Source organism: Stenotrophomonas sp. Steno-Z2 (genome assembly GCF_056393235.1).
In genome coordinates this window covers 437,455-459,228 of the sequence record NZ_JBWJOY010000001.1, presented here as the reverse complement: position 1 = coordinate 459,228, position 21,774 = coordinate 437,455, and the positions used below count along the sequence as shown (strand labels likewise).

Genomic DNA, 21,774 nt, shown 5'->3' with positions numbered 1-21,774 from the left:
CGAAAATGTGCCTTCCGTCATGTTTTCGCATGTCCAAGAAGGACGGAGCCCGCGGCGTGACCGGTGCCGCCGAAGAGACGACACCCTTGAAAACCCTTGCACTCGCCATCGACGGCTTGCCGGACGAACTCACCCGTATGCGCCCCGGCGGCGTGTACTGGATCGCCTGCGCCGATGCCGCCCACGCCGACCTGTTCGCCGCCGGTGTCCTCGCCGGGGCGCAGGAGGTTGCCCTGGCCGTGGTGGCCGCGCTCGGCCGTGCGCCGGCCGCGATGCTCGCGCCGCTGGCCGCCGACCAGGGGCCGGCGCGCATCCGCCTGCATGAAGCGGCGGTCGCGGACCTGGCGCCCGCGGTCCGCGCCCTGCCGGCCGATCTGCTGCGTTGCGCCGGCGCGCGCGGCACGCTGTGCGTGGTGCAGGTGCCGGCCGCGGCGATGGAAAACCTGGAAGGCGCCCGCCTCGCGCGCTGGTGCAGGGAACTGCACGACTGGGCCGCTGCCGGCGGCCACTGGGTGCTGCTGCTGTGCCATGGCGAAGCGGCGACGCTGGCGCCGCGCCTGCTGCCGCTCAACCGGCTGTGCAGCGGCGTGGCGCAGTTGTACCCGCACCGCGGCGCCCTGCAGTACCTGGTGCATTACTGGAGCAACGCCGAGGGCGTGTACGCGCATCGCGATTTCGAAACCGAATGGCGCGGCGCCCGCCTGGGCGTGATCGCCGATGGCGACGGCCTGATGGCCGCGGTACGGGCGCAGGAGGGCGGCGACCGCTTCCTCTACCTCGCGCAGGCCGACGCGCTGGAAGGCGCGCCGCCGTTCTCGCCGGCATGGCGCCTGTTCGAGAACCGGTCGGCGCTGGTGGCTGCCGCCCTGCAGGCGCAGGCGGCCACGGTGGTGCTGTCGATCGGGGAAAACGCCGACGTCGACGCGCTGGCCCGCCTGGTCTTCCGCCTGCGCGGCGAGCGCGGCAACGGCCTGAAGCTGGTGGTGCGCGAGATGCAGCCCTGCCTGCGCTATGCCGACGAGCGCCTGCTGCTGGAGTGCGGGGCCAGCCTGGTGGCGCCGGCCAGCCTGCCGCTGGCGCGCTTCCTGACCCTGCTGGAGACCCTCCAGAGCCAGGTCTGGCCGGGGCGCCTGCCGGAGGACCCGGAGCGCCTGATCCGCCTGCACCGGCCGCCGGATGTCGGCGGCATCGTCACCGCGGCGCAGTTCCGGCAGCTGGCCGGCGAACTGCTCGGCCAGGGCGAGGGCGTGGTGGAGAGCGCCGTGCTCATGCTGCAGCCGGTGGCCGGGGTGAGCCCGGCGCAGGCGCTGCAACAGCTGCAGATGCGCCGTCGCGGCGATCTGGCCTGCATGCACGCCGGCCAGGTATGGCTGTTCCTGTTCGCCTGCCGCAGCGACGGCATCGAGCGCGCGCTGGGCAACCTGTTCCGGCTGCCGTGGCGGGAACTGTTCGACGGCTACGAGCGCCTGGCCGGGCACCACGTGGCCGCGATGAGCGCGGCCGAAGGCGGCAGGGTGCCGCCGCAACCGCAGCAGGCGCCGGTACTGGCGCCCGTCGCGCCAGCGCCTTCGTGGACGGCGCCGCGACCGATCCGTCTGGGGGAAGAACGATGAACGACCAGCAGGTATGGAGCCTGGTGGCCGCATGTGCGGTGGTGATGATTCCCCTCGGCGTGATGCTGGGGACGGTGGCGCGGGCGCTGCGCGCGCGCCTGCGCCGCGGCCTGCCGCCGCGCTACCTCAGGCGGGTGGGCGAGCGCCGCCGCCAGGCCGCTCCGCGGAGGCAGGCATGAGCCGGGCCGGTACCGCGCCCGCCGCCGCGTCCACGCCCTGGGCCTGGCCCGACCTGGGCGGCTGGAACCTGTATTTCCTGTCCAAGGTGATCCTGGCCTGGATGGGCGCGCTGGACCTGCACATCCTGCCCAACCTGCTGCTGCTGGCGGCCCTGCTGGTGCCGCTGCCGTGGCGCGGCGCGCGCATCGCACGCACCGTGGTGGCGATCCCGGTGGCGGTGGCGCTGTATTACCAGGACACCTGGTGGCCGCCGTTCGAGCGCCTGCTGGCGCAGCCGGGCGTGCTGGATTTCTCCGCCTCGTACTGGCTGGAGCTGCTGGGCCGCTTCATCAACTGGCAGATGGTCGCGCTGCTGGCGCTGCTGGTCTGCGGCTACTGGCTGCTCAAGCCCTGGCTGCGGGTCACCACGCTCAGCGTGCTGGGCATGCTGGGCATGGCGGCGATGGCGCTGCCGTTGCCGGCCGGCCTGCAGTTCGCCGGTGGTGGCGGCGCGACGGCGGCGCAGGGCGGTGGCGGGACCGGCGCGCCGCGCGGCGGCCCGGCCAACAACGAGACCCTCAACGCCTACCTGGCCGGCTTCTACCAGCAGCAGGCCGGCCTGAAGACCGCGTTCCCGCCGGCCCATGGCGGCACGCCCTTCGACGTCATCATCCTCAACATCTGCTCGCTGGCCTGGAGCGACCTGGATGAAGTGGGCCTGCGCCACAACCCGCTGTTCGACGGCATGGACGTGGTGTTCGACGACTTCAATTCGGCCACCTCCTACAGCGGCCCTGCGGCCATCCGCCTGCTGCGCGCCAGCTGCGGCCAGACCTCGCACACCGCGCTGTTCGACCCGGTGCCGGCGCAGTGCCAGCTGTTCGCCAACCTGCAGGCGCTGGGGTTCCAGAACGAGCTGGCGATGAACCACGACGGCCACTTCGACGACTTCATCGGCGACCTCACCAGGTACGGCGGCCTGGCCGCCACGCCGCTGCCGATCGAGAACTACCCGCGCGCGCTGATCGCCTTCGACAAGTCACCGCTGCGCCGCGACAGCGACGTGCTGACCGGCTGGCTGAAGCGCCGCCAGGCCGAAACCACCGGGCAGGTGGCGCTGTTCTACAACACGATCTCGCTGCACGACGGCAACCGCATCGTCGGTGCCGACGGCCGCGCGATGGCCAGTGACTACAAGGCGCGCGCGCAGATGGTGCTGGGCGACCTGGACGGCTTCATCGACGCGCTGGAGAAGAACGGCCGCCGCGCGGTCGTGGTGGTGGTGCCGGAGCACGGTGCCGCGCTGCACGGCGACCGCATGCAGATCCCGGGCATGCGCGAGATTCCCAGCCCCTCCATCACCCATGTCCCGGTGGGCGTGAAACTGGTCGGCATGGGCATTCCGGCCGCGGGCGGCCCGCGCCGCGTGACCGCGCCGAGCAGCTACCTGGCGATCTCCGAACTGGTGGCGCGCATCTATGCGCTCAACGCCCAGGCGCCGGCCGACGGCCGCAACTGGGACGGCCTGCTGCAGGGCCTGCCGACGACGCCGTCGGTGTCGGAAAACGAGGGCGCCAAGGTCATCGATTACGACGGCAGACCGTGGCTGCAGCTCAAGGGCAGCCAGGCCTGGACGCCCTACCCGGAGGACAAGCCATGATGGCCAACCCGACGACCGCGACGCTGACCTCGGAGGAGGACGACATCGACGTGCTGCGCGGGCACCTGCAGATGCCGGAACTGCCCTACGTGGACTTCTCGGCGCAGCGCGCGCGGGCGCAGGCGCTGGCGCGCTGGCCGCTGTTCGCCGAACTGGCGCAGGAGCCGCGGCGATGAGCACGACGCTGTCCCTGCAGGGTGTGCGCGGCGGCGTCGGGGTGACGACGATGACCGCCGCGCTCGGCCATGCGCTGCACGCGCAGGGCGAGCGCGTGCTGCTGGTGGAAGGCAACCCCGACCACCTGCTCGGTCTGCACCTGGGCCTGCCGGCCGCCGAGGCGCGCGGCTGGGCGCGCGCGTGGCTGGATGGCGATGACTGGCGCGACGCCGCGTTCGAGGCGCGGCCGGGGCTGGCGCTGCTGCCCTACGGGCTGGCCAGCGATGCGGAGGTGGCCGCGGTCGAGGAACGGCTGTGGCAGTCGCCGCGGTTCTGGGCCGAGCGCCTGCCGCTGCTCGCGGCGCAGTTCGACTGGATCCTGTTCGACCTGCCGCAGCGGTTCGACGCGCATGTGGCCGCGGTCAACCAGCACGCCGCCTGCGCATTGCCGCTGCGGCTGGCGACGGTGGACCCGGGCTGCCATGTCCTGCTGCAGCGGCGCGCGGGCGATGCGCGCCGCGTGCTGTGCAACCGCTACGACCCCACGCTGGCGGTGCAGCGCGACCTGATGCAGCTGTGGATCGACGGCGGTCCGCCGCTGGTGCCGCAGCCGCTGCACGAGGACGCCAGCGTATCGGCGGCGCTGGCGCGCAAGCTGCCGCTGGACGTCGATGCCGACGGCTCGCAGGCCGCGGCCGATGTCGCCAGCCTGGCGGTGTGGTGCCTGGCCGAGCGTGGCCGCCTGCGCGCGCGCCAGGGGCGGGCGCCATGAACCTGGGTTACCAGCGCTGGCCGCAGCTGCGCGAAACGGCGCGGGCGCCGCTGCCCACGCTGTGGCTGCTGTGGCTGCTGCAGGCGATGGGCTGGGCCCTGCTGCGGCTGGAAGGGCCGGCATGGCAGGCGCTGGCGCCGCGCCTGCCCGACGCCTTCCCGCAACTGCGGCCGTACCGCCGCTGGCGGTTCGGCGACCCGCTGCGCATGCTGATCCAGGCCGGCTGGCTGCTGCTGGTGCGCATCACCCCGAAGACCTCCGCGCGCCGCCACCGGCTGGCCGCGGCCCGGCGCCGCCATGTCGCCGGCCTGCGCGGCGCCGCCGACCGCGGCTGGCGCCGCTATCTGGACGCGATGCGCGGCCTGCCGCGGCTGGTCTGGAACAGCGCCGCATGGCAGCGCGCGCGGCGCTGGCTGGGCGGCCTGTCGCCCCGCGCGCGCCGCTGGCTGACGTTCGGCGCCGGGCTGGCCACGCTGGGGCTGGCGCTGCTGTGCATCACCCAGCCGTTCAGTTATTTCGCGCAGTTCGTGTTCGTGCTGCTGCTGTGGGGCATCGCCCTGCTGGTGCGGCGCGTGCCCGGCCGCTACGCCACGCTGATCCTGGTGGTGCTGTCGATCACCGTGTCGTGCCGCTACCTGTGGTGGCGCTACACGGCCACGCTCAACTGGAACAGCAATTTCGACCTGGCCTGCGGCATCGTCCTGCTCGCGGCCGAAACCTATTCGTGGCTGGTGCTGATGCTGGGTTACGTGCAGGTGGCCTGGCCGCTGCAGCGCAAACCGTCGGCGCTGCCGGCCGATCCGCGGCACTGGCCGACGGTGGACGTGCTGATCCCGACCTACAACGAGGACCTGTCGCTGGTGCGGCACACGGTGCACGCGGCGCTGGGCCTGGACTGGCCGGCGGACAAGCTGCGCATCCACCTGCTCGACGACGGCCGGCGCGCCGAGTTCCGCGCGTTCGCCGCGCAGGCCGGGGTCAACTACATCACCCGCAGCGACAACCGCCACGCCAAGGCCGGCAACCTCAACCACGCGCTGACCCAGCTCGACGGCGAACTGGTGGCGATCTTCGACTGCGACCACCTGCCGGTGCGCTCGTTCCTGCAGGTCAGCACCGGCTGGTTCCTGCGCGACCCGAAACTGGCGCTGGTGCAGACCCCGCACCATTTCTTCTCGCCCGACCCGTTCGAACGCAACCTGCGCGTATTCCGCCGCGACCCCAACGAGGGCGAGCTGTTCTACGGCCTGGTGCAGGACGGCAACGACCTGTGGAACGCGGCCTTCTTCTGCGGCTCGTGCGCGGTGCTGCGGCGCGCGGCCATCGACGACATCGGCGGCTTCGCCACCGAAACCGTCACCGAGGACGCGCACACCGCGCTGCGCCTGCACCGCAATGGCTGGAACTCGGCCTACCTGCGCATCCCGCAGGCCGCCGGCCTGGCCACCGACAGCCTCGGCGCGCACGTCAACCAGCGCATCCGCTGGGCGCGCGGCATGGTGCAGATCTTCCGCATCGACAACCCGCTGCTGGGCAAGGGCCTGAGCCTGTTCCAGCGCTTCTGCTACGCCAACGCGATGCTGCACTTCCTGGCCGGCATCCCGCGGCTGGTGTTCCTGACCGCGCCGCTGGCGTTCCTGCTGCTGCACGTCTACATCATCTACGCGCCGGCGGTGGCGATCCTGCTGTTCGTGCTGCCGCACATGGCGCACGCCAGCCTGACCAACTCGCGCATCCAGGGGCAGTGGCGCCGCCCGTTCTGGGGCGAGGTCTACGAGACCGTGCTGGCCTGGTACATCGCGCGGCCGACCACGGTGGCGCTGTTCAGCCCCGGCAAGGGCAAGTTCAACGTCACCGACAAGGGCGGCACCCAGGCCGGCGACCGCTTCGACTGGAAGGTCGCCCAGCCCTACCTGGTGCTGGCGCTGCTCAACCTCGCCGGCCTGGTGTTCGCGGTGTGGCGTTTCCTGCACGGTCCGGCCGACGAGCGCGGCACGGTGGTCGTCAGTTCGCTGTGGGTGCTCTACAACCTGCTGATCGTCGGCGGCGCGCTGGCGGTGGCGGCCGAAGTGCAGCAGGTGCGCCGCACCCACCGCGTCAGCCAGCGCCTGCCGATGGCGCTGCGCCTGCCCGACGGCCGCACCCTGCGCGGGGTCATGCACGACTATTCCAACGACGGCGTCGGCCTGGAGCTGGCGCAGGCGCAGGAACTGCCCGCCGGCACGCGGGTCGTCCTGCTGCTCGGCCGCGGCCGCCGCGAGTTCGCGTTCGCCGCGGTGGTCCAGCGCAGCGTCGGCGCGCGCCTGGGCCTGCTGCTGCGTTTCGAGGACGAAGCGCAGCGGGTGGAGTTCGTGCAGTGCACCTTCGCCCGCGCCGATGCCTGGCTGGACTGGCACGCCGGTTACCAGCCGATGAGCCTGCCGCGCAGCCTGTGGAGCGTGCTCACGCTCGGCTGGTGGGGCTACCGCCGGATGAGCGAGTTCTCGCCCATCGATCTCGACCGGCCGATGCACTGGAGCCGCCGCGCCCTGCGCTGGCTGGCCAGCTTCGCGCCACAACGACCGTTTCCTTCCTACCCGGCTGACCCAGCCGCTGACCCGGGGCTTCGTCCATGAGCATTTCCACTTCCCTGCGCTGGTTGCTGCTGCCGCTGTTGGCGCTGCCCGTCGCCAACGGTTCGAGCGCGCCGCAGGCGGCACCGGCCGCCCCCGCGGCGCCGGATGCCGTACCCGCGCCGGTACCCGCGCCTGCGCCCGCCCTGCCGGCCGCCGCGGCGCAGGCGCCGGTGGCGGTCTGGTCCGGCGCCGCCTGGCCGTGGCAGCGCGCCAGCACCCTGGCCCAGCTCGGCCGCCGCCAGGACACGCTGCTGTCCGGCGTGCGCAATACCACCACCTTCGAGTTCCAGGTGCGGCGCGACCGGCTGGCGCGCGAGGCCGAGCTCGACCTGAGTTTCACCCCGTCGCCGTCGCTGCTGCCGACGCTCTCGCACCTGCGCGTCTACCTCAACGACGCGCTGATGGACGTGGTGCCGATCGGCAACGACCAGCTCGGCCGGCCGGTGCAGGCCAAGGTGCCGCTGGACGCGCGCCTGATCGCCGACTTCAACCAGGTCCGGCTGGAGTTCGTCGGCCACTACACCGACATCTGCGAGGAGCCGACGCACAGTTCGCTGTGGGTCAACCTGTCCAGCAACACCACTCTGCGCCTGGGCGGCCAGCCGCTGGCGATGCAGGACGACCTGGCCAACTTCCCGCTGCCGTTCTTCGACCCGCGCGACAGCGCGCGGCTGGAACTGCCGGTGGTGTTCGCCGGCTCGCCGTCGGTGGCGCAGCAGCGCGCGGCCGCGCTGATGGCCTCGTACTTCGGCAGCATGGCCGGCTGGTGGCGGCAGGCGCGGTTCCCGGTCAGCTTCGACCGGCTGCCGGCGCAGGGCCACGCGGTGGTGATGGCGGTCAACGGCAGGTTCCCGTCGGTGATCGCCCGGCACGCGCCGGTGCAGGGGCCGGTGATCGAGCTGATGTCGCTGCCCGAGGACCCGCAGCGCAAGCTGCTGCTGGTGCTGGGCCGCAACGACGAGGACCTGCAGACCGCGGTGTCGGCCATCGCCGCCGGCAACGTGCTGTTCCGCGGCACCCGCGTGCAGGTGGACGAGGTCAAGCCGCTGGCGCCGCGCAAGCCCTACGACGCGCCGAACTGGGTGCGCACCGACCGCGCCGTGCGCTTCGGCGAACTGCTCGACTACCCGCAGCAGCTGCGCGCCAGCGGCATCGCGCCGCAGCCGATCGTGCTCAATCTCAACCTGCCGCCGGACCTGTTCATCTGGCGCAACCAGGGCATCCCGCTCAACCTGCGCTACCGCTACACGCCGCCGTTCAGCAGCGACGAGTCGCGGCTGAGCGTGGGCATCAACGACCAGTTCATTTCCAGCTTCCCGTTGATCCGCCGCTCCGGCAAGCAGGGCCTGGAGGAAATCCGCCTGCCGGTGCTCAGCGGCGATGCCGGCGCCGGCGACGGCAAGCTGCTGATCCCGGCGCTGAAGATCGGTGACCGCAACCAGCTGCGCTTCGACTTCAACTTCGCCAGCGTCATGGGCAGCGCCCAGCGCGACCACTGCCAGACCGTGCTGCCGCCCAACCTGCAGGCGGCGATCGAGGAAGACTCCACGATCGACTTCTCCGGCTTCCACCACTACATGGGCCTGCCGGACCTGTCCGCGTTCGCGCTGAGCGGCTTCCCGTTCACGCGCATGGCCGACCTGTCCGAAACCGTGGTGTTGATGCCGCCGCGCGCCAACGAGGCGCAGGTCGGGCTGCTGCTGAACCTGATCGGCGGCCTCGGCGTGCAGAGCGGCTACCCGGCCTACGGCCTGCGCGTGAGCGAGGACTGGAAGCAGGCCGCGCGCCTGGACGCGGACGTGCTGATGCTGGGCGAGCTGCCGCAGGAACTGCGCGGCAGCGACAGGCTGTCGCTGATGATCGACAACCAGCGCACCACGCTGCGCAACGGCCGGGTGAACTCGCCGCAGGAAGCGGTGATCGAGGCGCGCCTGGGCAATACCGGTGGCGATGCGGCGATCAACCGCGTCGGCGTCACCGCCGATGCGCCGTTCGCCGCCATCATCGGCATGCAGTCGCCGCACCACGCCCAGCGCAGCATCGTGTCGCTGGCCGCCAGCAAGGACGCGGACTACGCGCTGCTGGACGAAGCGCTGAGCGACATCGGCAAGCGCGAGGCCATCGCCGGCTCGGTGTCGATCCTGCGCAGCTCCGGCATCCACAGCCAGTTCGTGGGCGAGCACTACTACGTCGGTTCGCTGCCGTGGTGGCTGCTGCTCTGGTACCACCTGGCCGACCACCCGGTGCTGCTGGCGGTGCTGGCCACGGTGGTGGTGCTGATGGTGGCGTTCCTGCTGTGGCGCGCGCTGCGCTGGGTGTCGCGGCGCAGGCTGGAAGCGGCCGAACACTGATGCCGCGCCGTCTTCCCCTGTCGGTGGCGCTGCTGGTCGGCCTGGCCGGAGTCGGCCAGGCTGCCGCGCAGGCGCTGCCGCCCACGCCGGCCGGCAGCGTCGCCTCGCAGCGGCAATGGCTGCTGCAGCAGGTGCGCATCGGCGAGGCCACCGGCCGCCAGCGGCTGATCGAGGACGCGCTGGCGCGGCTGCGCCTGCTGGCCCCGGACGACCGCGCCACCATGGTGGCGATCCTGGAAGTGCAGCTGTCGCAGCAGAAGCTCGACGACGCCAGCGAAACCCTGCGGCGCCTGCGCCAAGCCGGCGCCGGCAGCCGCGAACTGGCCGCCGGCGAGCGGCTGTGGGCGGCCTACCGCGGCGACATGCAGGCCGAACTGCAGCAGGCGCGCATGCTGGCCACCGGCGGGCGCAACGCTGAGGCGCTGGCGATCTACCGGCGCCTGTTCAACGACGACCCGCCGGGCATGCAGCTGGGCCTGGAATACTGGCGCCTGCGCGGCGCCGAACCCGCCGGCCGGGCGTTGGCGATCCGCCGCCTCGCCGCGCTGGACAACGACTACCCCGGCAACACCGTGCTGCTGCAGACGCTGGCGCAGTTCCTGTTCGCCGCCGGCCGCGACGGCGAGGCGCTGGCGGCGCTGCAGCGCATGGGCAACAACCCCGAAGCGCGCACCTACGCCGCCGACGCGGAGTGGGACTACCTGTCCTCGCGCCAGGCCGATGCCGCCAACGTGCGCCGCCTGCAGTCCTTCATCGCCCGCTATCCCGGCTGGGTGCACATGGACGATGCGCGCAGGCTCTACGACGAACAGCGCGGGCGCGTGGGCAACCCGGCCTGGCGGGCGGGACTGCGCGGCGCGCAGCTGCTGGACGCCGGCCGCAACGCCGAGGCCGAAGCCGCCTTCCGCCAGGCCCTGCGCGGTTTCCCGGGCGAGGCCGATTTCCAGGGCGGGCTGGGGCTGGCGCTGATGCGCCAGGGCCGCCGCGCGCAGGCGCTGGAACAGTTCCAGAAGGCCGTGCAGCTGCAGGCCGATACCAGCAACAGCGACAAGTGGCGCGACCTGGTCGCCAGCACCCGCTACTGGCTGCTCATCGAACAGGCCGACGCCGCGCTGGAAACCGGCGAACTGGAGCGCGCGCAGTCGCTGTACGCGCAGGCGCGGCGCCAGCAGCCGCGCGAGATCAACGCCCGGCTCGGCCTGGTCGACGTGGCGGTGGCGCGCGGCGATGATGCCGCCGCCGGCCGCGAGCTGCAGGCCGCGCGGCGCATCGCGCCGAACGACGCCAACCTGATCCGCAAGCTGGTGCAGTTCTACGGACGCACCGACCCGGCGCAGCTGGAAAGCTACATCGCCGGCCTGCCGGCGGCGCAGCGCGGGCTTTACGCCGGCGAGCTGCGCAACCTGCGCCTGGCGCGGCTGCGCGAACAGCGCGAGCGCGCGCTGGCCGCGGGCGACACCGCCGGCGCGATCGAACTGGGCCGCGAACTGCGCCGCGAGCAGCCCGGCGACCCGTGGCTGGCCTATTCGCAGGCCAACGCGCTGCGCGCCAGCGGCGCGGCCGAAGAGGCCGACGCGGTGATCGCCGACATGGCCGCCAGGGCCGGCAACACGCCCGAGTCGCGTTACGCGCAGGCCCTGTACCTGTCCGGCTCGGACCGCCTCGGGCCGGCGCTGGCCGCGCTGGACGAGCTGCCCGCCGCGCAGTGGGACGAGGACATGCGCGCGCTGGCCGTGCGCCTGCGCCGCCAGCAGGCCACCACGCGCGCCTGGGAACTGCGCGCCGCCGGCCGCGAGGACGAGGCCATCGCCCTGCTGCGGCAACTGCCGCAGGACACGGACATCCAGCTGACGCTCGCCGACTGGGCGCGCCTGCGCGGCGACCATGCCCAGGCGCTGCAGCTCTACGACCAGGTGCTGGAAGCGCAGCCCGGCAACGTCGACGCGCAGCTGGGCAGCGTGCGCACGCTGATCGACAGCGGCGACCTGGCGGCCGCGCGCGCGCGCATGGCCGCGGCGCCGCCGGCGGTGGAACCGGGCGACATCGGCCAGCAGCGGCAGCTGGCCGCGATCTGGTCCGGCCTGCAGGACGATGCCAGGGCGCTGGAAATCCTGCGTGGCGTGCTGGCCGCCAAGACCGGGCCGGACCCGCAGGCCTGGCGCGATGCCGCGCGGCTGCTGCGCGCCGGCGATCCGGAACAGGCGCTGGACATGTACGCCCGCGCCATGGAGGAGAACGGCCTGCTCGCACCGCAGCAGGCGCAGCCGCGCGACAACCGCGCGCTCACCCGCGCCAGCCGCGAGACGGCCGGCGACGACTGGCTGCGGCGCAGCCTGCGCAGCGACGTGGAGACGCTGTACCAGCAGCAGAACCCCACGCTGACGGTGATGCAGGATTCGGGGCGGCGCAGCGACGGCACGCCGGGCATCTCCAGGCTGTCGCGCGACACCCGCATCGCCCATCTCGACGCGCCGTTCGCCGGCGGGCTGGGCTGGGCGCGGCTGGAGCAGGTGCGGCTGGACGCGCGCCGTTTCGAGACCGACGCCAACGGCTTCCACGACCAGGACTTCGGCAGCTGCGAGCTGTACCTGCTGCGCGAGGACGGCAGCCGCCTGCAGGCGCCGGGCTGCAATACCCGCCTGCACCAGCGCATGGATTCCGGTGCCGGCCTGGCGGTGGGCTGGCGCGCGCTCGACGACCGCTGGAACTTCGATATCGGCCATACGCCCGCCGGCTACGCGGTCGGCAACTGGCTCGGCGGCGCCACCGTCAACGGCGACCTGGGCCGCTTTGGCTGGGGCGCCACGCTGTCGCGGCGGCCGATGACCAACTCGCTGCTGTCCCAGGCCGGCGCGGTCGATCCGCGCAGCGGCATCGCCTGGGGCGGGGTGACCGCCAACGGCGTCACCTTCAGCCTCGGCTACGACCAGGGCGGCCGCAACGGCATGTGGTCGAACTGGAGCTGGCACCGCCTGACCGGCCGCAACGTGCTGGACAACACCCGCGCGCGCGCGATGGCCGGCTGGTACCACAAGCTGGTGCAGCGACCGGACCTGCGCGTGGACGTCGGCCTGACCGGCATGTACTGGCGCTATGCGCACGACCTGGGCGGCTACTCGCTGGGGCAGGGCGGCTACTACAGCCCGCAGCGCTATGCCTCGCTGAGCGTGCCGGCGAGCCTGGCCTGGCGCAACGACGACTGGTCGGTGCGCGTGGATGCCTCGCTGAGCGTGTCCCGCGCGCGCAGCGCCTCGATCAGCCGCTTTCCCGAGCAGTCGCTTGTCGAGCGCGTGATCGAGCAGCTGCAACCGCTGTATGGCCCGCTCACGCTGGACCCGGCCGGGCTGCATACCGCCGATTCCAGCAGCAGCGGAACCGGCCACCGCCTGTACATGGCGGTCGAGCGCCGGCTCGGCGACCACCTGGTGCTGGGCGCCGCCGGCACCCTGCAGCGCAGCCAGGACTATTCGCCCAACACCTTCCAGCTCTACCTGCGTTACACCCTGGCACCGTGGCAGGGCAACCTGCCGCTGCCGGTCGCCCCGCTGGTGCCCTATGGCGAGTTCCGCTGACCCCGCGCGCCGCGCGCTGCTGCGGGCGCTGGCGGCCGCGCCGCTGCTCGGCGCGCTGCCGGCCGCCGGCGCGGCGGACGGCTGGCCGCGCTGGCGGGTGCTGGTGGACAGCAGCCTGAGCGCCGACGGGCGCATGATCGACCGCAGCCAGGACGACCTGCGCTCGACCTCGGAAGGCCAGTCCTACGCGCTGTTCTTCGCCCTGGTGGACAACGACCAGGCGCTGTTCGACCGCATCCTGGCCTGGACGGTGGACAACCTCGCCGACGGCGACATGGGCCGGCGCCTGCCGGCGTGGCTGTGGGGGCGCAGCGCCGGGGGCGGATGGGGCGTGCTGGACGACAACCCCGCCTCCGACTCGGACCTGTGGCTGGCCTACGACCTGCTCGAAGCCGGCCGCCTGTGGCATCGCCCGGCGCTGACGCGCATCGGCCAGGACATGCTGGCGCAGGTGCGGCGCACCGAGATCGTCGACCTGCCCGGGCTCGGCCCGATGCTGCTGCCCGGCCCCCAGGGCTTCGTCGAGGACGACGCGACCCGGGTCAATCCCTGCTACCTGCCGCTGCCGCTGCTGCGCCGTTTCGCCGCGGTCGATGGCCAGGGGCCGTGGGCGGCGCTGGCCGCCAACACCGTGGAACTGCTGCGGCAGACCGCGCCGCACGGCTTCGCCCCGGACTGGGCGGCGTGGCGCGATGGCGCCTTCGTCGTCGATCCGGTCAGGGGCGCGACTGGCAGCTACGACGCGATCCGCTGTTACCTGTGGGCGGGGCTGCTGTCGCCGCGCGACCCGCTGTTCCGCGCGCAGCTGCAGGCGCTTTCCGGCCCGCTGCGGCGGCTGCGCGACGGCGCGCCGATGTGGGAGAAGGTCGACACCCGCAGCGGCGCGGGCGAAGGCGAGGGCGGTTACGGATTCCGCGCCGCGCTGGTGCCGTACCTGCTGGCGCAGGGCGAGCGCACGCTGGCGCAGGCATTGCAGTCCAGCCTGCCCACGCACGAGCAGCAGCGCGGCGACGCGCCCGCCTACTACGCGCAGATGCTGACCCTGTTCGCCGACGGCTGGGCGGAAGGGCGCTACCGCTTCGCCGCCGACGGCCGCCTGCAGCCGCGCTGGCGCTGACCGCGGCGCGTCCGTGGCGGGGCGGGGCCCGGTGCAGCGTCGTGCCCCGCTTCCCCGCGCCCTCCTGCGGCGCCGCGCCCGGCGATGGTCGCCGCCGGCGGCGCCGTTCTAGAATGCCTGCCTTCCACGGGGGCGAGGCATGGGGATGCACGACAACAGCCACTGCATCAACTGCAGCCTTGCCGTGGCCGGCCCCGGCCAGAAGTTCTGCCCGGGCTGCGGCCAGCCCACGCCGGCCCATCGCATCGACTGGCATTTCCTCGGCCATGAGCTGGAGCACAGTGTGCTGCACATGGACCGCGGCATCCTGTATTCGCTCAGGCAACTGATGCTGCGCCCCGGCAGGCTGATGCGCGACTACATCGACGGGCGTCGCGGCAATCACGTCAAGCCGTTGCTGCTGATCATGGTGAGCGCGGCGGCCGTCGTGCTGTTCAACCGTTTCTTCGTCGGCGGCATGGTGATGGGCGCGGGCACGCCGGTGGGCGCCGCCGGGCCCCTCGAGCCGGGCCTGGCGGCATCGGCCGTGGCGGCGCGTTACGTCGCTGCCAGCCAGGCCGTCGCCGGCTGGGTCGACGCGCATTTCGCCGCGTTCACGCTGGCGCTGCTGCCGCTCGAGGCATGGGTGCTGCGGCTGGTGTTCGGCCGCTACGGCCGGCTGAACTATCCCGAATGGCTGGTCGTGACCGCGCTGCTGACGGTGCAGGTGTTCGTCATCTGGATGGTGCTGATTCCGTTCCACCGCTGGATCCCGCACACGCAGTTCTGGGCCGGACTGGTCGGGGTGGCCTATGCGGTGTATTCGCTGCTGCAGTTCTTCGAGGGGCGCCCGGCGTGGTCGACGATCTGGCGCAGCCTGGTGGGCTACGGCGTGTTCTCGGTGCTGAGTTCGGTGGCGGTGGCCGTCGCCGTCTTCGTGGTGATGCTCGCGACCTGACGTGCCGCAATGCCGGCCGGTGGCTGGCGGCGGCCCACGCTCACTCCAGCGCGAAGCGCAGCACGAACAACCCCGCCACCAGCCACAGCGCCGGCCGCGCCTCGCGCCAGCGGCCGGTGCCGGCCTTGAGCGCGGCGTAGGCGATGAAGCCGAACGCCAGGCCGTTGGCGATGGAGTAGGTGAAGGGCATCGCCAGCGCGCACAGCGCGGCGGGCACCGATTCGGTCAGATCGCTCCATTCCACGTTGACCAGTTCGCGCAGCATCAGCCCGGCCACGAACAGCAGCGCCGGCGCGGTGGCGTACGCCGGCACCATCGCCGCCAGCGGCGAAAACAGCAGCGCGGCCAGGAACAGCGCGGCGACCACCAGCGCGGTCAGGCCGGTGCGGCCGCCGGCCTGCACGCCCGAAGCGCTCTCGGCGAAGGCGGTGGTGGAACTGGTGCCGAGCAGCGAGCCGGCGACGATCGCGCTGCTGTCGGCCAGCAGCGCGCGGCCGAAGCGTTTGCGACCGTCGGCCAGCTCCAGCAGGCCGGCGCGGCCGACCACGCCGTACAGCGTGCCGGTGGCATCGAACACCTCCACCAGCACGAACACCAGCACCACCTGCAGCAGCACCGCCAGCGGCGTGCCGCCGTCGTGGTGCAGCAGGCCGGGCAGGTCCAGCTGCAGGAAGGTCGGCGCCAGGCTCGGCGGCAGCGATACCAGCCCGTGGTACTGCACGTCGCCGGCCAGCCAGCCGGCGGCGGTAACAGCCAGGATGCCGATCAGGATCGCGCCGCGCACGCGCCGCGCTTCCAGCACCGCGATCAGCAGGAAGCCGGCCAGCGCCAGCAGCGGCGGCACGGTGTCCAGCGGCCCCAGCGCCAGCATCGTGTCCTCGTTGGCGACGATCACGTTCGATTTCTGCAGCGCGATGATCGCCAGGAACAGGCCGATGCCGGCGACGATGGCCGAGCGCAGCGACGCGGGGATGCCGGCCACCAGCCAGGCGCGCACGCCGCTGAGCGACAGCACCAGGAATACGACGCCGGAAATGAACACCGCCGCCAGCGCCTGCTGCCACGGCAGCCCGGCCGAGCCGACCACGGTGAAGGCGAAGAAGGCGTTCAGGCCCATGCCCGGCGCCATGCCGACCGGGAAGTTGGCCGCCAGCGCCATCACCGCCGAGCCGATCGCCGCGGCCAGGCAGGTGGCCACGAACACCGCGCCCGGGTCCATGCCGGTGGTGCCGAGGATGTCGGGGTTGACGAAGACGATGTAGGACATCGTCAGGAAGGTGGTCAGCCCGGCCAGCACCTCGGTGCGGACGTCGGTGCCGTGCTGGCGGAGCTTGAACAGGCGGTCGAGCAGGGGCATGGCGGAATTCGGGATGCTGGGGAAGTAACCCTTCTGCCATCGGGAGAAGGTGCCCGAAGGGCGGATGAGGGGAGAACGGAGTCCATGATGGTTGAACCAACGGGACTCCATTGCCCCTCACCCCAACCCCTCTCCCGATGGGAGAGGGGCCAAAGCAGGGTGGGAGGCGCTTTGAAAAGCGGACGGCCGCATCGCTGCGGCCGTCCGGGTGCTGCTTACTTCAGCGCCTTGAAACGCAGGCGCTTGGGACCGGCGTCGTCGCCGAGGCGGCGCTTCTTGTCCTCCTCGTACTCGCGGTAGTTGCCCTGGAAGAACTCCACGTGCGAGTCGCCCTCGAAGGCGATGATGTGCGTGGCGATGCGGTCCAGGAACCAGCGGTCGTGCGAGATGACGAAGGTGTTGCCCGGGAACTCCAGCAGCGCGTCTTCCAGCGCGCGCAGGGTCTCGATGTCCAGGTCGTTGGACGGTTCGTCGAGCAGCAGCACGTTGCCGCCCTGCAGCAGGGTCTTGGCCATGTGCAGGCGGCCGCGTTCGCCGCCGGACAGCGAGCCGACCATCTTCTGCTGGTCCTGGCCCTTGAAGTTGAAGCGGCCGATGTAGGCGCGCGACTGGATCTCGATGCCGTTGATGTTGAGGATGTCCAGGCCTCCGGAGATTTCCTGGAAGACGGTGTGGTTGCCTTCCAGCTTCTCGCGGCTCTGGTCCACGTAGGACAGCTGCACCGTCGGGCCGATCACGATCTCGCCCGAATCCGGCTTCTCCTGGCCGGTGATCATCTTGAACAGGGTCGACTTGCCGGCGCCGTTCGGGCCGATGATGCCGACGATGGCGCCCGGCGGGATGATCATCGACAGGTTGTCGATCAGCAGGCGGTCGCCGAACTTCTTGGAGACGTTCTTGAACTCCATCACCGAGTTGCCCAGGCGCTCGCCCGGCGGGATGAAGATTTCATTGGTCTCGTTGCGCTTCTGGTAATCGACCGACTGCAGCTCTTCCAGCCGCGCCAGGCGCGCCTTGCCCTTGGAGCGGCCGCCCTTGGCGTTCTGCCGCGACCACTCCAGTTCCTTGGCGATCGCCTTCTGGCGGGCCTTTTCCTGGTTCTCTTCCTGCTTGAGCCGCTCTTCCTTCTGCTCCAGCCACTGGGTGTAGTTGCCCTTCCACGGAATGCCGCGGCCGCGGTCCAGTTCCAGGATCCACTCGGCGGCGTTGTCCAGGAAGTAGCGGTCGTGGGTGACGGCCACCACGGTGCCGGTGTAGCGGTGCAGGAACTGCTCCAGCCATTCCACCGACTCGGCGTCCAGGTGGTTGGTCGGTTCGTCGAGCAGCAGCATGTCCGGCTTCTGCAGCAGCAGGCGGCACAGCGCCACGCGGCGCTTTTCGCCGCCGGACAGCTTGCCGATCACCGCGTCCCACGGCGGCAGGCGCAGCGCGTCGGCGGCCACGTCCAGCTGCTGTTCGACGGTATGCGCGTCGCCGGCGGCCAGGATCGCCTCCAGGCGCTCCTGTTCCTTGGCCAGCGCGTCGAAATCGGCGCCTTCCTCGGCGTAGGCGGCGTAGACCGCTTCCAGCGCGGCCTGCGCCTGCAGCACGTCGCCCACGCCTTCCTCGACGGCCTGGCGCACGGTGTGCTCGGGGTTCAGCTCCGGCTCCTGGGCCAGGTAGCCGACCTTGATGCCGGGCTGCGGGCGGGCCTCGCCCTCGAAATCGGTGTCCACGCCGGCCATGATCTTGAGCACGGTGGACTTGCCGGCGCCGTTCAGGCCCAACAGGCCGATCTTGGCGCCCGGGAAGAACGACAGCGAGATGTCCTTGATGATCTGCCGCTTGGGCGGGACCACCTTGCTGACGCGGTTCATGGTGTAGATGTATTGCGAGGACATGACGTCTCCGTAGCGCACGCCCGCGCCCGGTCCGCAAGGCGGACGAGCCCGAGGCAAAAGGGAATGGGCGATTATAGCGGGAAGCCGCCCGGCGCCGGCGGCCGCGCGCGGCTGGCCGCTGGATGAATGGCGCCGGCGGTAAGCGTTTCCAGCCGGAAACCGTTCAGATCGCGTGAGCATGATGGAAACCGTCCATCAACACCGCGAGGGCCACCATGAAGATGCACCGACTTGCAGTCGCCGCGATGACCACCCTGCTGGCCTTCGGCGCCGCCGCCCCGGCCTTCGCCGCCGGCGACCGCGACCATGACCGCGGCCGCCACGGCTGGGACGACCGCGGTCGCGGCCACGGCCACGACCGGGGCTGGCGGGGCGACCGCCGCGACTGGCGCGACGACCGCCGCCATTACAACGCCGGCTACCGCGAGGGCTACCGCGACGCCCGCCACAACGACCGCCGCTACTACGCCCCGCCGCCGCGCGTGGTCTACCGCCCGTACGGGTTCGAGCGCGGCTACCGCTACAGCAACTACTACGGCGGCCCGGTCTACGTGGTCAACGACTACGACCGTTATCACCTGCGCCGCCCGCCGCATGGCCACCGCTGGATCCGCGACGACCGCGGCAACCTGCTGATGGTGGCCATCGCCACCGGCATCATCGCCGACATCGTGTTCAACCACTGAGCCGGCGAAGTGTCCGCGACGAAGGCGCCCCAGGGCGCCTTCGTCGTTTCCGCGCGCCTGCGGGGGGCGGGGTGGGGCGGTGAAGGAAGCGCTACAATCGGCCCTTCCCCCCGCCCCCTTCCAGGAGCCGAGATGTTCCCGCGTGACGCCCGTATCGAGTCCTACGACCCCGAGTTGGCCCAGGCCATCGCCGCCGAATGCCAGCGCCAGGAAGACCATGTCGAGCTGATCGCCAGCGAGAACTACGCCAGCCCGCGGGTGATGGAAGCGCAGGGCAGCCAGCTCACCAACAAGTACGCCGAGGGCTACCCGGGCAAGCGCTACTACGGCGGCTGCGAGTACGTGGACATCGCCGAGAAGCTGGCCATCGACCGCCTCAAGCAGCTGTTCGGCGCCGATTACGCCAACGTGCAGCCGCACAGCGGCTCGCAGGCCAACCAGGCCGTGTACTTCGCGCTGCTGCAGCCGGGCGACACCATCCTGGGCATGAGCCTGGCCCATGGCGGCCACCTGACCCACGGCGCCAAGGTCAATGCCTCGGGCAAGATCTTCAACGCCGTGCAGTACGGGGTGAACGAGCAGGGCCTGATCGACTACGACGAAGTCGAGCGGCTGGCGCTGGAACACAAGCCGAAGATGGTGGTGGCCGGTTTCTCGGCCTATTCGCAGATCGTCGACTGGGCGCGCTTCCGCGCCATCGCCGACAAGGTCGGCGCCTACCTGTTCGTGGACATGGCGCACGTGGCCGGCCTGGTCGCCGCCGGCGTCTACCCCAACCCGATCGAACACGCCCACGTGGTCACCTCGACCACCCACAAGACCCTGCGCGGCCCGCGCGGCGGCATCATCATCGCCAAGGGCGCCGGCGAGGAGATCGAGAAGAAGCTGCAGTCGATCGTGTTCCCCGGCATCCAGGGCGGCCCGCTGATGCACGTCATCGCCGCCAAGGCGGTGGCCTTCAAGGAAGCGCTGGAGCCGGAGTTCAAGGCCTACCAGCAGCAGGTGGTGAAGAACGCGCAGGCGATGGCCGAGACGCTGATCGCGCGCGGCTACAAGATCGTCTCCGGCGGCACGCAGAACCACCTGATGCTGGTGGACATGATCGGCAAGGACGTGTCCGGCAAGGACGCGGAAGCCGCGCTGGGCAAGGCCCACATCACCGTCAACAAGAACTCGGTGCCCAACGACCCGCGCTCGCCGTTCGTGACCTCGGGCCTGCGCCTGGGCACACCGGCCATCACCACCCGCGGCTACAGGGAGCCGGACTGCGTGGCGCTGGCCAACTGGATCGCCGACGTGCTGGACAACCCGAACGACGAGAACGTCATTGCCGGCGTGCGCGAGAACGTCACCCTGCAGTGCCGGCAGTTCCCGGTTTACGGCTGAAGAGCCGGGAGCGGGGAAGTGGGAACAGGGAATGACAGGCCGCAGCGGCCTGTCGGTGGCGACAGGGAGTTGTCATGGCGGCGGATTTCCGTGAATTGAGGGTCTGGGAAGAAGCGATGGTGATGGTCGAGAAGGTCTACGCGCTTGCCGCTGCATTTCCGGTCGAGGAGCGGTTCGGTCTGGGCAGCCAGATCAAGCGTGCGGCCGTTTCCGTCCCCTCCTGCATTGCCGGAGGCAATGCAAGGCATTCGACACGCGATTACCTGCGTTTCCTTTCGATGGCCTCCGGTTCGATGGCGGAGGTGTTGACCCAGGCGTTGTTGGCCGCGCGGCTGGGATTCGCAGGGCAGGTTGCGGTCGACGCGTTCCTGGCGCAGCATCGGGCCGTTTCCCTGCAGTTGCAGGCATTACGGAAGTCGCTGCAACGCAGGAGTGCGCAAAGCGCGGGGAATTCGTGTTCCCCGTTCCCCGTTCCCTTCTCCCCGCTCCGCTGATGCACTGCCCGTTCTGCCAGCACACCGACACCCGCGTGATCGATTCGCGCGTTTCCGAGGATGGGGCGACCATCCGCCGCCGGCGCGGCTGCGAGGCCTGCGGCGAGCGTTTTTCCACGCTGGAAACCATCGAGCTGAAGCTGCCGGTCATCGTCAAGAGCGATGGCGGGCGCGAGGCGTTCGACGCGCGCAAGCTGCGGGTCGGTTTCGACCGCGCGCTGCAGAAGCGGCCGGTGGCGGAGGAGCGGATCGAGGCGGCGGTGCGCGCGGTGGTGCACCAGCTGCGCATGAGCGGCGAGCGCGAAGTGCCGTCGATCCGCGTCGGCGAATTCGTGATGGACGAACTGCGCAAGCTCGACCACGTCGCCTACGTGCGCTTCGCCTCGGTCTACCGCAGCTTCGAGGACGTGGCCGATTTCCGCGACGAGATCGAGAAGCTGGAGCGCGACCACCCGGCCGGCGACGACCAGCTGTCGCTGCTCGACGCCGGCGCCGCGCGCCGCGGGCGCAAGGCGCCGCGCTGAAGCCGTTGCGTTTCGTCGGCCTGCAGGCGCGGCCTGCGCTGCTGCCCGCCCTGGCGCGGGCGCATGTGCAGGCATTCGGCGCGCTGCTGCCGGAGTGGACCTGCGAACAGGCCGAAACCGAGCTGCGCGCGCAGCGCGACGACACGATTCCCTGCACCTGGATCGCCGAGGACGACGCCGGCTGGCTGGGCTCGGTGAGCCTGCTGCACGACGACCACGAGCAGATCCGCGGCTGGTCGCCGTGGCTGGCCTCGCTGTACGTACGCCCGCAGGCCCGCGGTCAGGGCGTGGGCGAGCGGCTGGTCGGGCATTGCGTGGCGCGCGCCGCGCGGCTGGGCGTGCCGCGCCTGTATCTTTACTGCGAGGCGGCGATGGTGCCGTGGTACCGCGCGCTGGGCTGGGAGGAACACACCCGGCTGCAGCTCGGGCCGCTGGCCGTCACCGTGATGCGGATCGACCCGCCGCCGCCCTGAGCGGGCGCGGCCGCTGTTTCCA

General features: G+C 71.5%; 17 protein-coding genes. 15 read left to right on the top strand and 2 right to left on the bottom strand.

Annotated elements, in window-relative coordinates:
- Positions 1–86: 86 nt before the first annotated feature.
- From bcsE to AC06FP_RS01965, 10 genes are all read left to right on the top strand, one after another.
- A complete protein-coding gene (gene bcsE, locus AC06FP_RS02010) occupies positions 87–1,613 on the top strand; it encodes a cellulose biosynthesis protein BcsE (RefSeq protein WP_478074293.1) in 1,527 nt (508 codons plus the stop codon).
- On the top strand, positions 1,610–1,792 hold the full coding sequence (gene bcsF / locus AC06FP_RS02005) for a cellulose biosynthesis protein BcsF (protein ID WP_456117115.1): 183 nt from the start codon (positions 1,610–1,612) through the stop codon (positions 1,790–1,792). Before bcsE ends, bcsF begins: the two co-directional genes overlap by 4 nt.
- Complete coding sequence (bcsG, locus tag AC06FP_RS02000) at positions 1,789–3,432, top strand: cellulose biosynthesis protein BcsG (RefSeq protein ID WP_478074292.1); 1,644 nt, start codon at positions 1,789–1,791, stop codon at positions 3,430–3,432. The genes bcsF and bcsG overlap by 4 nt, the downstream gene beginning before the upstream one ends.
- Entirely contained in the window at positions 3,429–3,608 is a 180-nt protein-coding gene (gene bcsR, locus AC06FP_RS01995) for a cellulose biosynthesis protein BcsR (protein WP_478074291.1), read from the top strand. Before bcsG ends, bcsR begins: the two co-directional genes overlap by 4 nt.
- Positions 3,605–4,360 carry a cellulose biosynthesis protein BcsQ gene (bcsQ, locus tag AC06FP_RS01990; RefSeq protein ID WP_478074290.1) on the top strand — a complete coding sequence of 252 codons (756 nt, stop codon included), beginning with the start codon at positions 3,605–3,607 and terminating at the stop codon, positions 4,358–4,360. Before bcsR ends, bcsQ begins: the two co-directional genes overlap by 4 nt.
- Positions 4,357–6,975: a UDP-forming cellulose synthase catalytic subunit gene (gene bcsA, locus AC06FP_RS01985; protein ID WP_478074289.1), complete on the top strand. Its 2,619-nt coding sequence runs from the start codon at positions 4,357–4,359 to the stop codon at positions 6,973–6,975. The genes bcsQ and bcsA overlap by 4 nt, the downstream gene beginning before the upstream one ends.
- The gene (gene bcsB / locus AC06FP_RS01980) at positions 6,972–9,326 is read left to right on the top strand and encodes a cellulose biosynthesis cyclic di-GMP-binding regulatory protein BcsB (RefSeq protein WP_478074288.1); all 2,355 of its coding nucleotides are present in this window, start codon (positions 6,972–6,974) and stop codon (positions 9,324–9,326) included. Before bcsA ends, bcsB begins: the two co-directional genes overlap by 4 nt.
- Complete coding sequence (gene bcsC / locus AC06FP_RS01975) at positions 9,326–12,898, top strand: cellulose synthase complex outer membrane protein BcsC (protein WP_478074287.1); 3,573 nt, start codon at positions 9,326–9,328, stop codon at positions 12,896–12,898. The genes bcsB and bcsC overlap by 1 nt, the downstream gene beginning before the upstream one ends.
- On the top strand, positions 12,882–14,015 hold the full coding sequence (gene bcsZ / locus AC06FP_RS01970; RefSeq protein ID WP_478074286.1) for a cellulose synthase complex periplasmic endoglucanase BcsZ: 1,134 nt from the start codon (positions 12,882–12,884) through the stop codon (positions 14,013–14,015). The genes bcsC and bcsZ overlap by 17 nt, the downstream gene beginning before the upstream one ends.
- Before the next feature lie 145 nt (positions 14,016–14,160).
- Positions 14,161–14,952, top strand: a complete 792-nt coding sequence (locus tag AC06FP_RS01965) for a DUF3667 domain-containing protein (RefSeq protein ID WP_478074285.1) — start codon at positions 14,161–14,163, stop codon at positions 14,950–14,952.
- Positions 14,953–14,992: 40 nt separating this feature from the next.
- On the opposite strand, the gene AC06FP_RS01960 is transcribed toward AC06FP_RS01965, so the two are convergent.
- Both AC06FP_RS01960 and ettA read right to left on the bottom strand, forming a co-directional pair.
- Positions 14,993–16,309, bottom strand: a complete 1,317-nt coding sequence (locus tag AC06FP_RS01960; protein ID WP_478074284.1) for an NCS2 family permease — start codon at positions 16,307–16,309, stop codon at positions 14,993–14,995.
- A 215-nt stretch (positions 16,310–16,524) separates the two neighbouring features.
- Positions 16,525–18,189 (bottom strand): energy-dependent translational throttle protein EttA, encoded by a 1,665-nt coding sequence (gene ettA / locus AC06FP_RS01955; protein WP_456117105.1) that lies wholly within the window; start codon positions 18,187–18,189, stop codon positions 16,525–16,527.
- A 215-nt stretch (positions 18,190–18,404) separates the two neighbouring features.
- Here ettA and AC06FP_RS01950 point away from each other — a divergent pair, with 215 nt between their 5' ends.
- From AC06FP_RS01950 to AC06FP_RS01930, 5 genes are all read left to right on the top strand, one after another.
- Positions 18,405–18,875 carry an RcnB family protein gene (locus tag AC06FP_RS01950; RefSeq protein ID WP_478074283.1) on the top strand — a complete coding sequence of 157 codons (471 nt, stop codon included), beginning with the start codon at positions 18,405–18,407 and terminating at the stop codon, positions 18,873–18,875.
- Positions 18,876–19,007: 132 nt separating this feature from the next.
- Positions 19,008–20,261 carry a serine hydroxymethyltransferase gene (gene glyA, locus AC06FP_RS01945; protein WP_456117103.1) on the top strand — a complete coding sequence of 418 codons (1,254 nt, stop codon included), beginning with the start codon at positions 19,008–19,010 and terminating at the stop codon, positions 20,259–20,261.
- A gap of 74 nt (positions 20,262–20,335) precedes the next feature.
- A complete protein-coding gene (locus AC06FP_RS01940) occupies positions 20,336–20,755 on the top strand; it encodes a four helix bundle protein (protein ID WP_478074282.1) in 420 nt (139 codons plus the stop codon).
- On the top strand, positions 20,755–21,279 hold the full coding sequence (gene nrdR / locus AC06FP_RS01935) for a transcriptional regulator NrdR (RefSeq protein ID WP_456117101.1): 525 nt from the start codon (positions 20,755–20,757) through the stop codon (positions 21,277–21,279). The genes AC06FP_RS01940 and nrdR overlap by 1 nt, the downstream gene beginning before the upstream one ends.
- The gene (locus AC06FP_RS01930; RefSeq protein ID WP_478074739.1) at positions 21,276–21,752 is read left to right on the top strand and encodes a GNAT family N-acetyltransferase; all 477 of its coding nucleotides are present in this window, start codon (positions 21,276–21,278) and stop codon (positions 21,750–21,752) included. The genes nrdR and AC06FP_RS01930 overlap by 4 nt, the downstream gene beginning before the upstream one ends.
- The last annotated feature ends 22 nt before the right edge of the window (positions 21,753–21,774 follow it).

Coding starts and splice junctions, on each gene's coding strand:
- bcsF (WP_456117115.1), top strand. CDS start 1,610: ATGAACGACCAGCAGGTATGGAGCCTGGTGGCCGCATGTGCGGTGGTG.
- bcsG (WP_478074292.1), top strand. CDS start 1,789: ATGAGCCGGGCCGGTACCGCGCCCGCCGCCGCGTCCACGCCCTGGGCC.
- bcsR (WP_478074291.1), top strand. CDS start 3,429: ATGATGGCCAACCCGACGACCGCGACGCTGACCTCGGAGGAGGACGAC.
- bcsQ (WP_478074290.1), top strand. CDS start 3,605: ATGAGCACGACGCTGTCCCTGCAGGGTGTGCGCGGCGGCGTCGGGGTG.
- bcsA (WP_478074289.1), top strand. CDS start 4,357: ATGAACCTGGGTTACCAGCGCTGGCCGCAGCTGCGCGAAACGGCGCGG.
- bcsB (WP_478074288.1), top strand. CDS start 6,972: ATGAGCATTTCCACTTCCCTGCGCTGGTTGCTGCTGCCGCTGTTGGCG.
- bcsC (WP_478074287.1), top strand. CDS start 9,326: ATGCCGCGCCGTCTTCCCCTGTCGGTGGCGCTGCTGGTCGGCCTGGCC.
- bcsZ (WP_478074286.1), top strand. CDS start 12,882: ATGGCGAGTTCCGCTGACCCCGCGCGCCGCGCGCTGCTGCGGGCGCTG.
- AC06FP_RS01965 (WP_478074285.1), top strand. CDS start 14,161: ATGCACGACAACAGCCACTGCATCAACTGCAGCCTTGCCGTGGCCGGC.
- AC06FP_RS01960 (WP_478074284.1), bottom strand. CDS start 16,309: ATGCCCCTGCTCGACCGCCTGTTCAAGCTCCGCCAGCACGGCACCGAC.
- ettA (WP_456117105.1), bottom strand. CDS start 18,189: ATGTCCTCGCAATACATCTACACCATGAACCGCGTCAGCAAGGTGGTC.
- AC06FP_RS01950 (WP_478074283.1), top strand. CDS start 18,405: ATGAAGATGCACCGACTTGCAGTCGCCGCGATGACCACCCTGCTGGCC.
- glyA (WP_456117103.1), top strand. CDS start 19,008: ATGTTCCCGCGTGACGCCCGTATCGAGTCCTACGACCCCGAGTTGGCC.
- AC06FP_RS01940 (WP_478074282.1), top strand. CDS start 20,336: ATGGCGGCGGATTTCCGTGAATTGAGGGTCTGGGAAGAAGCGATGGTG.
- nrdR (WP_456117101.1), top strand. CDS start 20,755: ATGCACTGCCCGTTCTGCCAGCACACCGACACCCGCGTGATCGATTCG.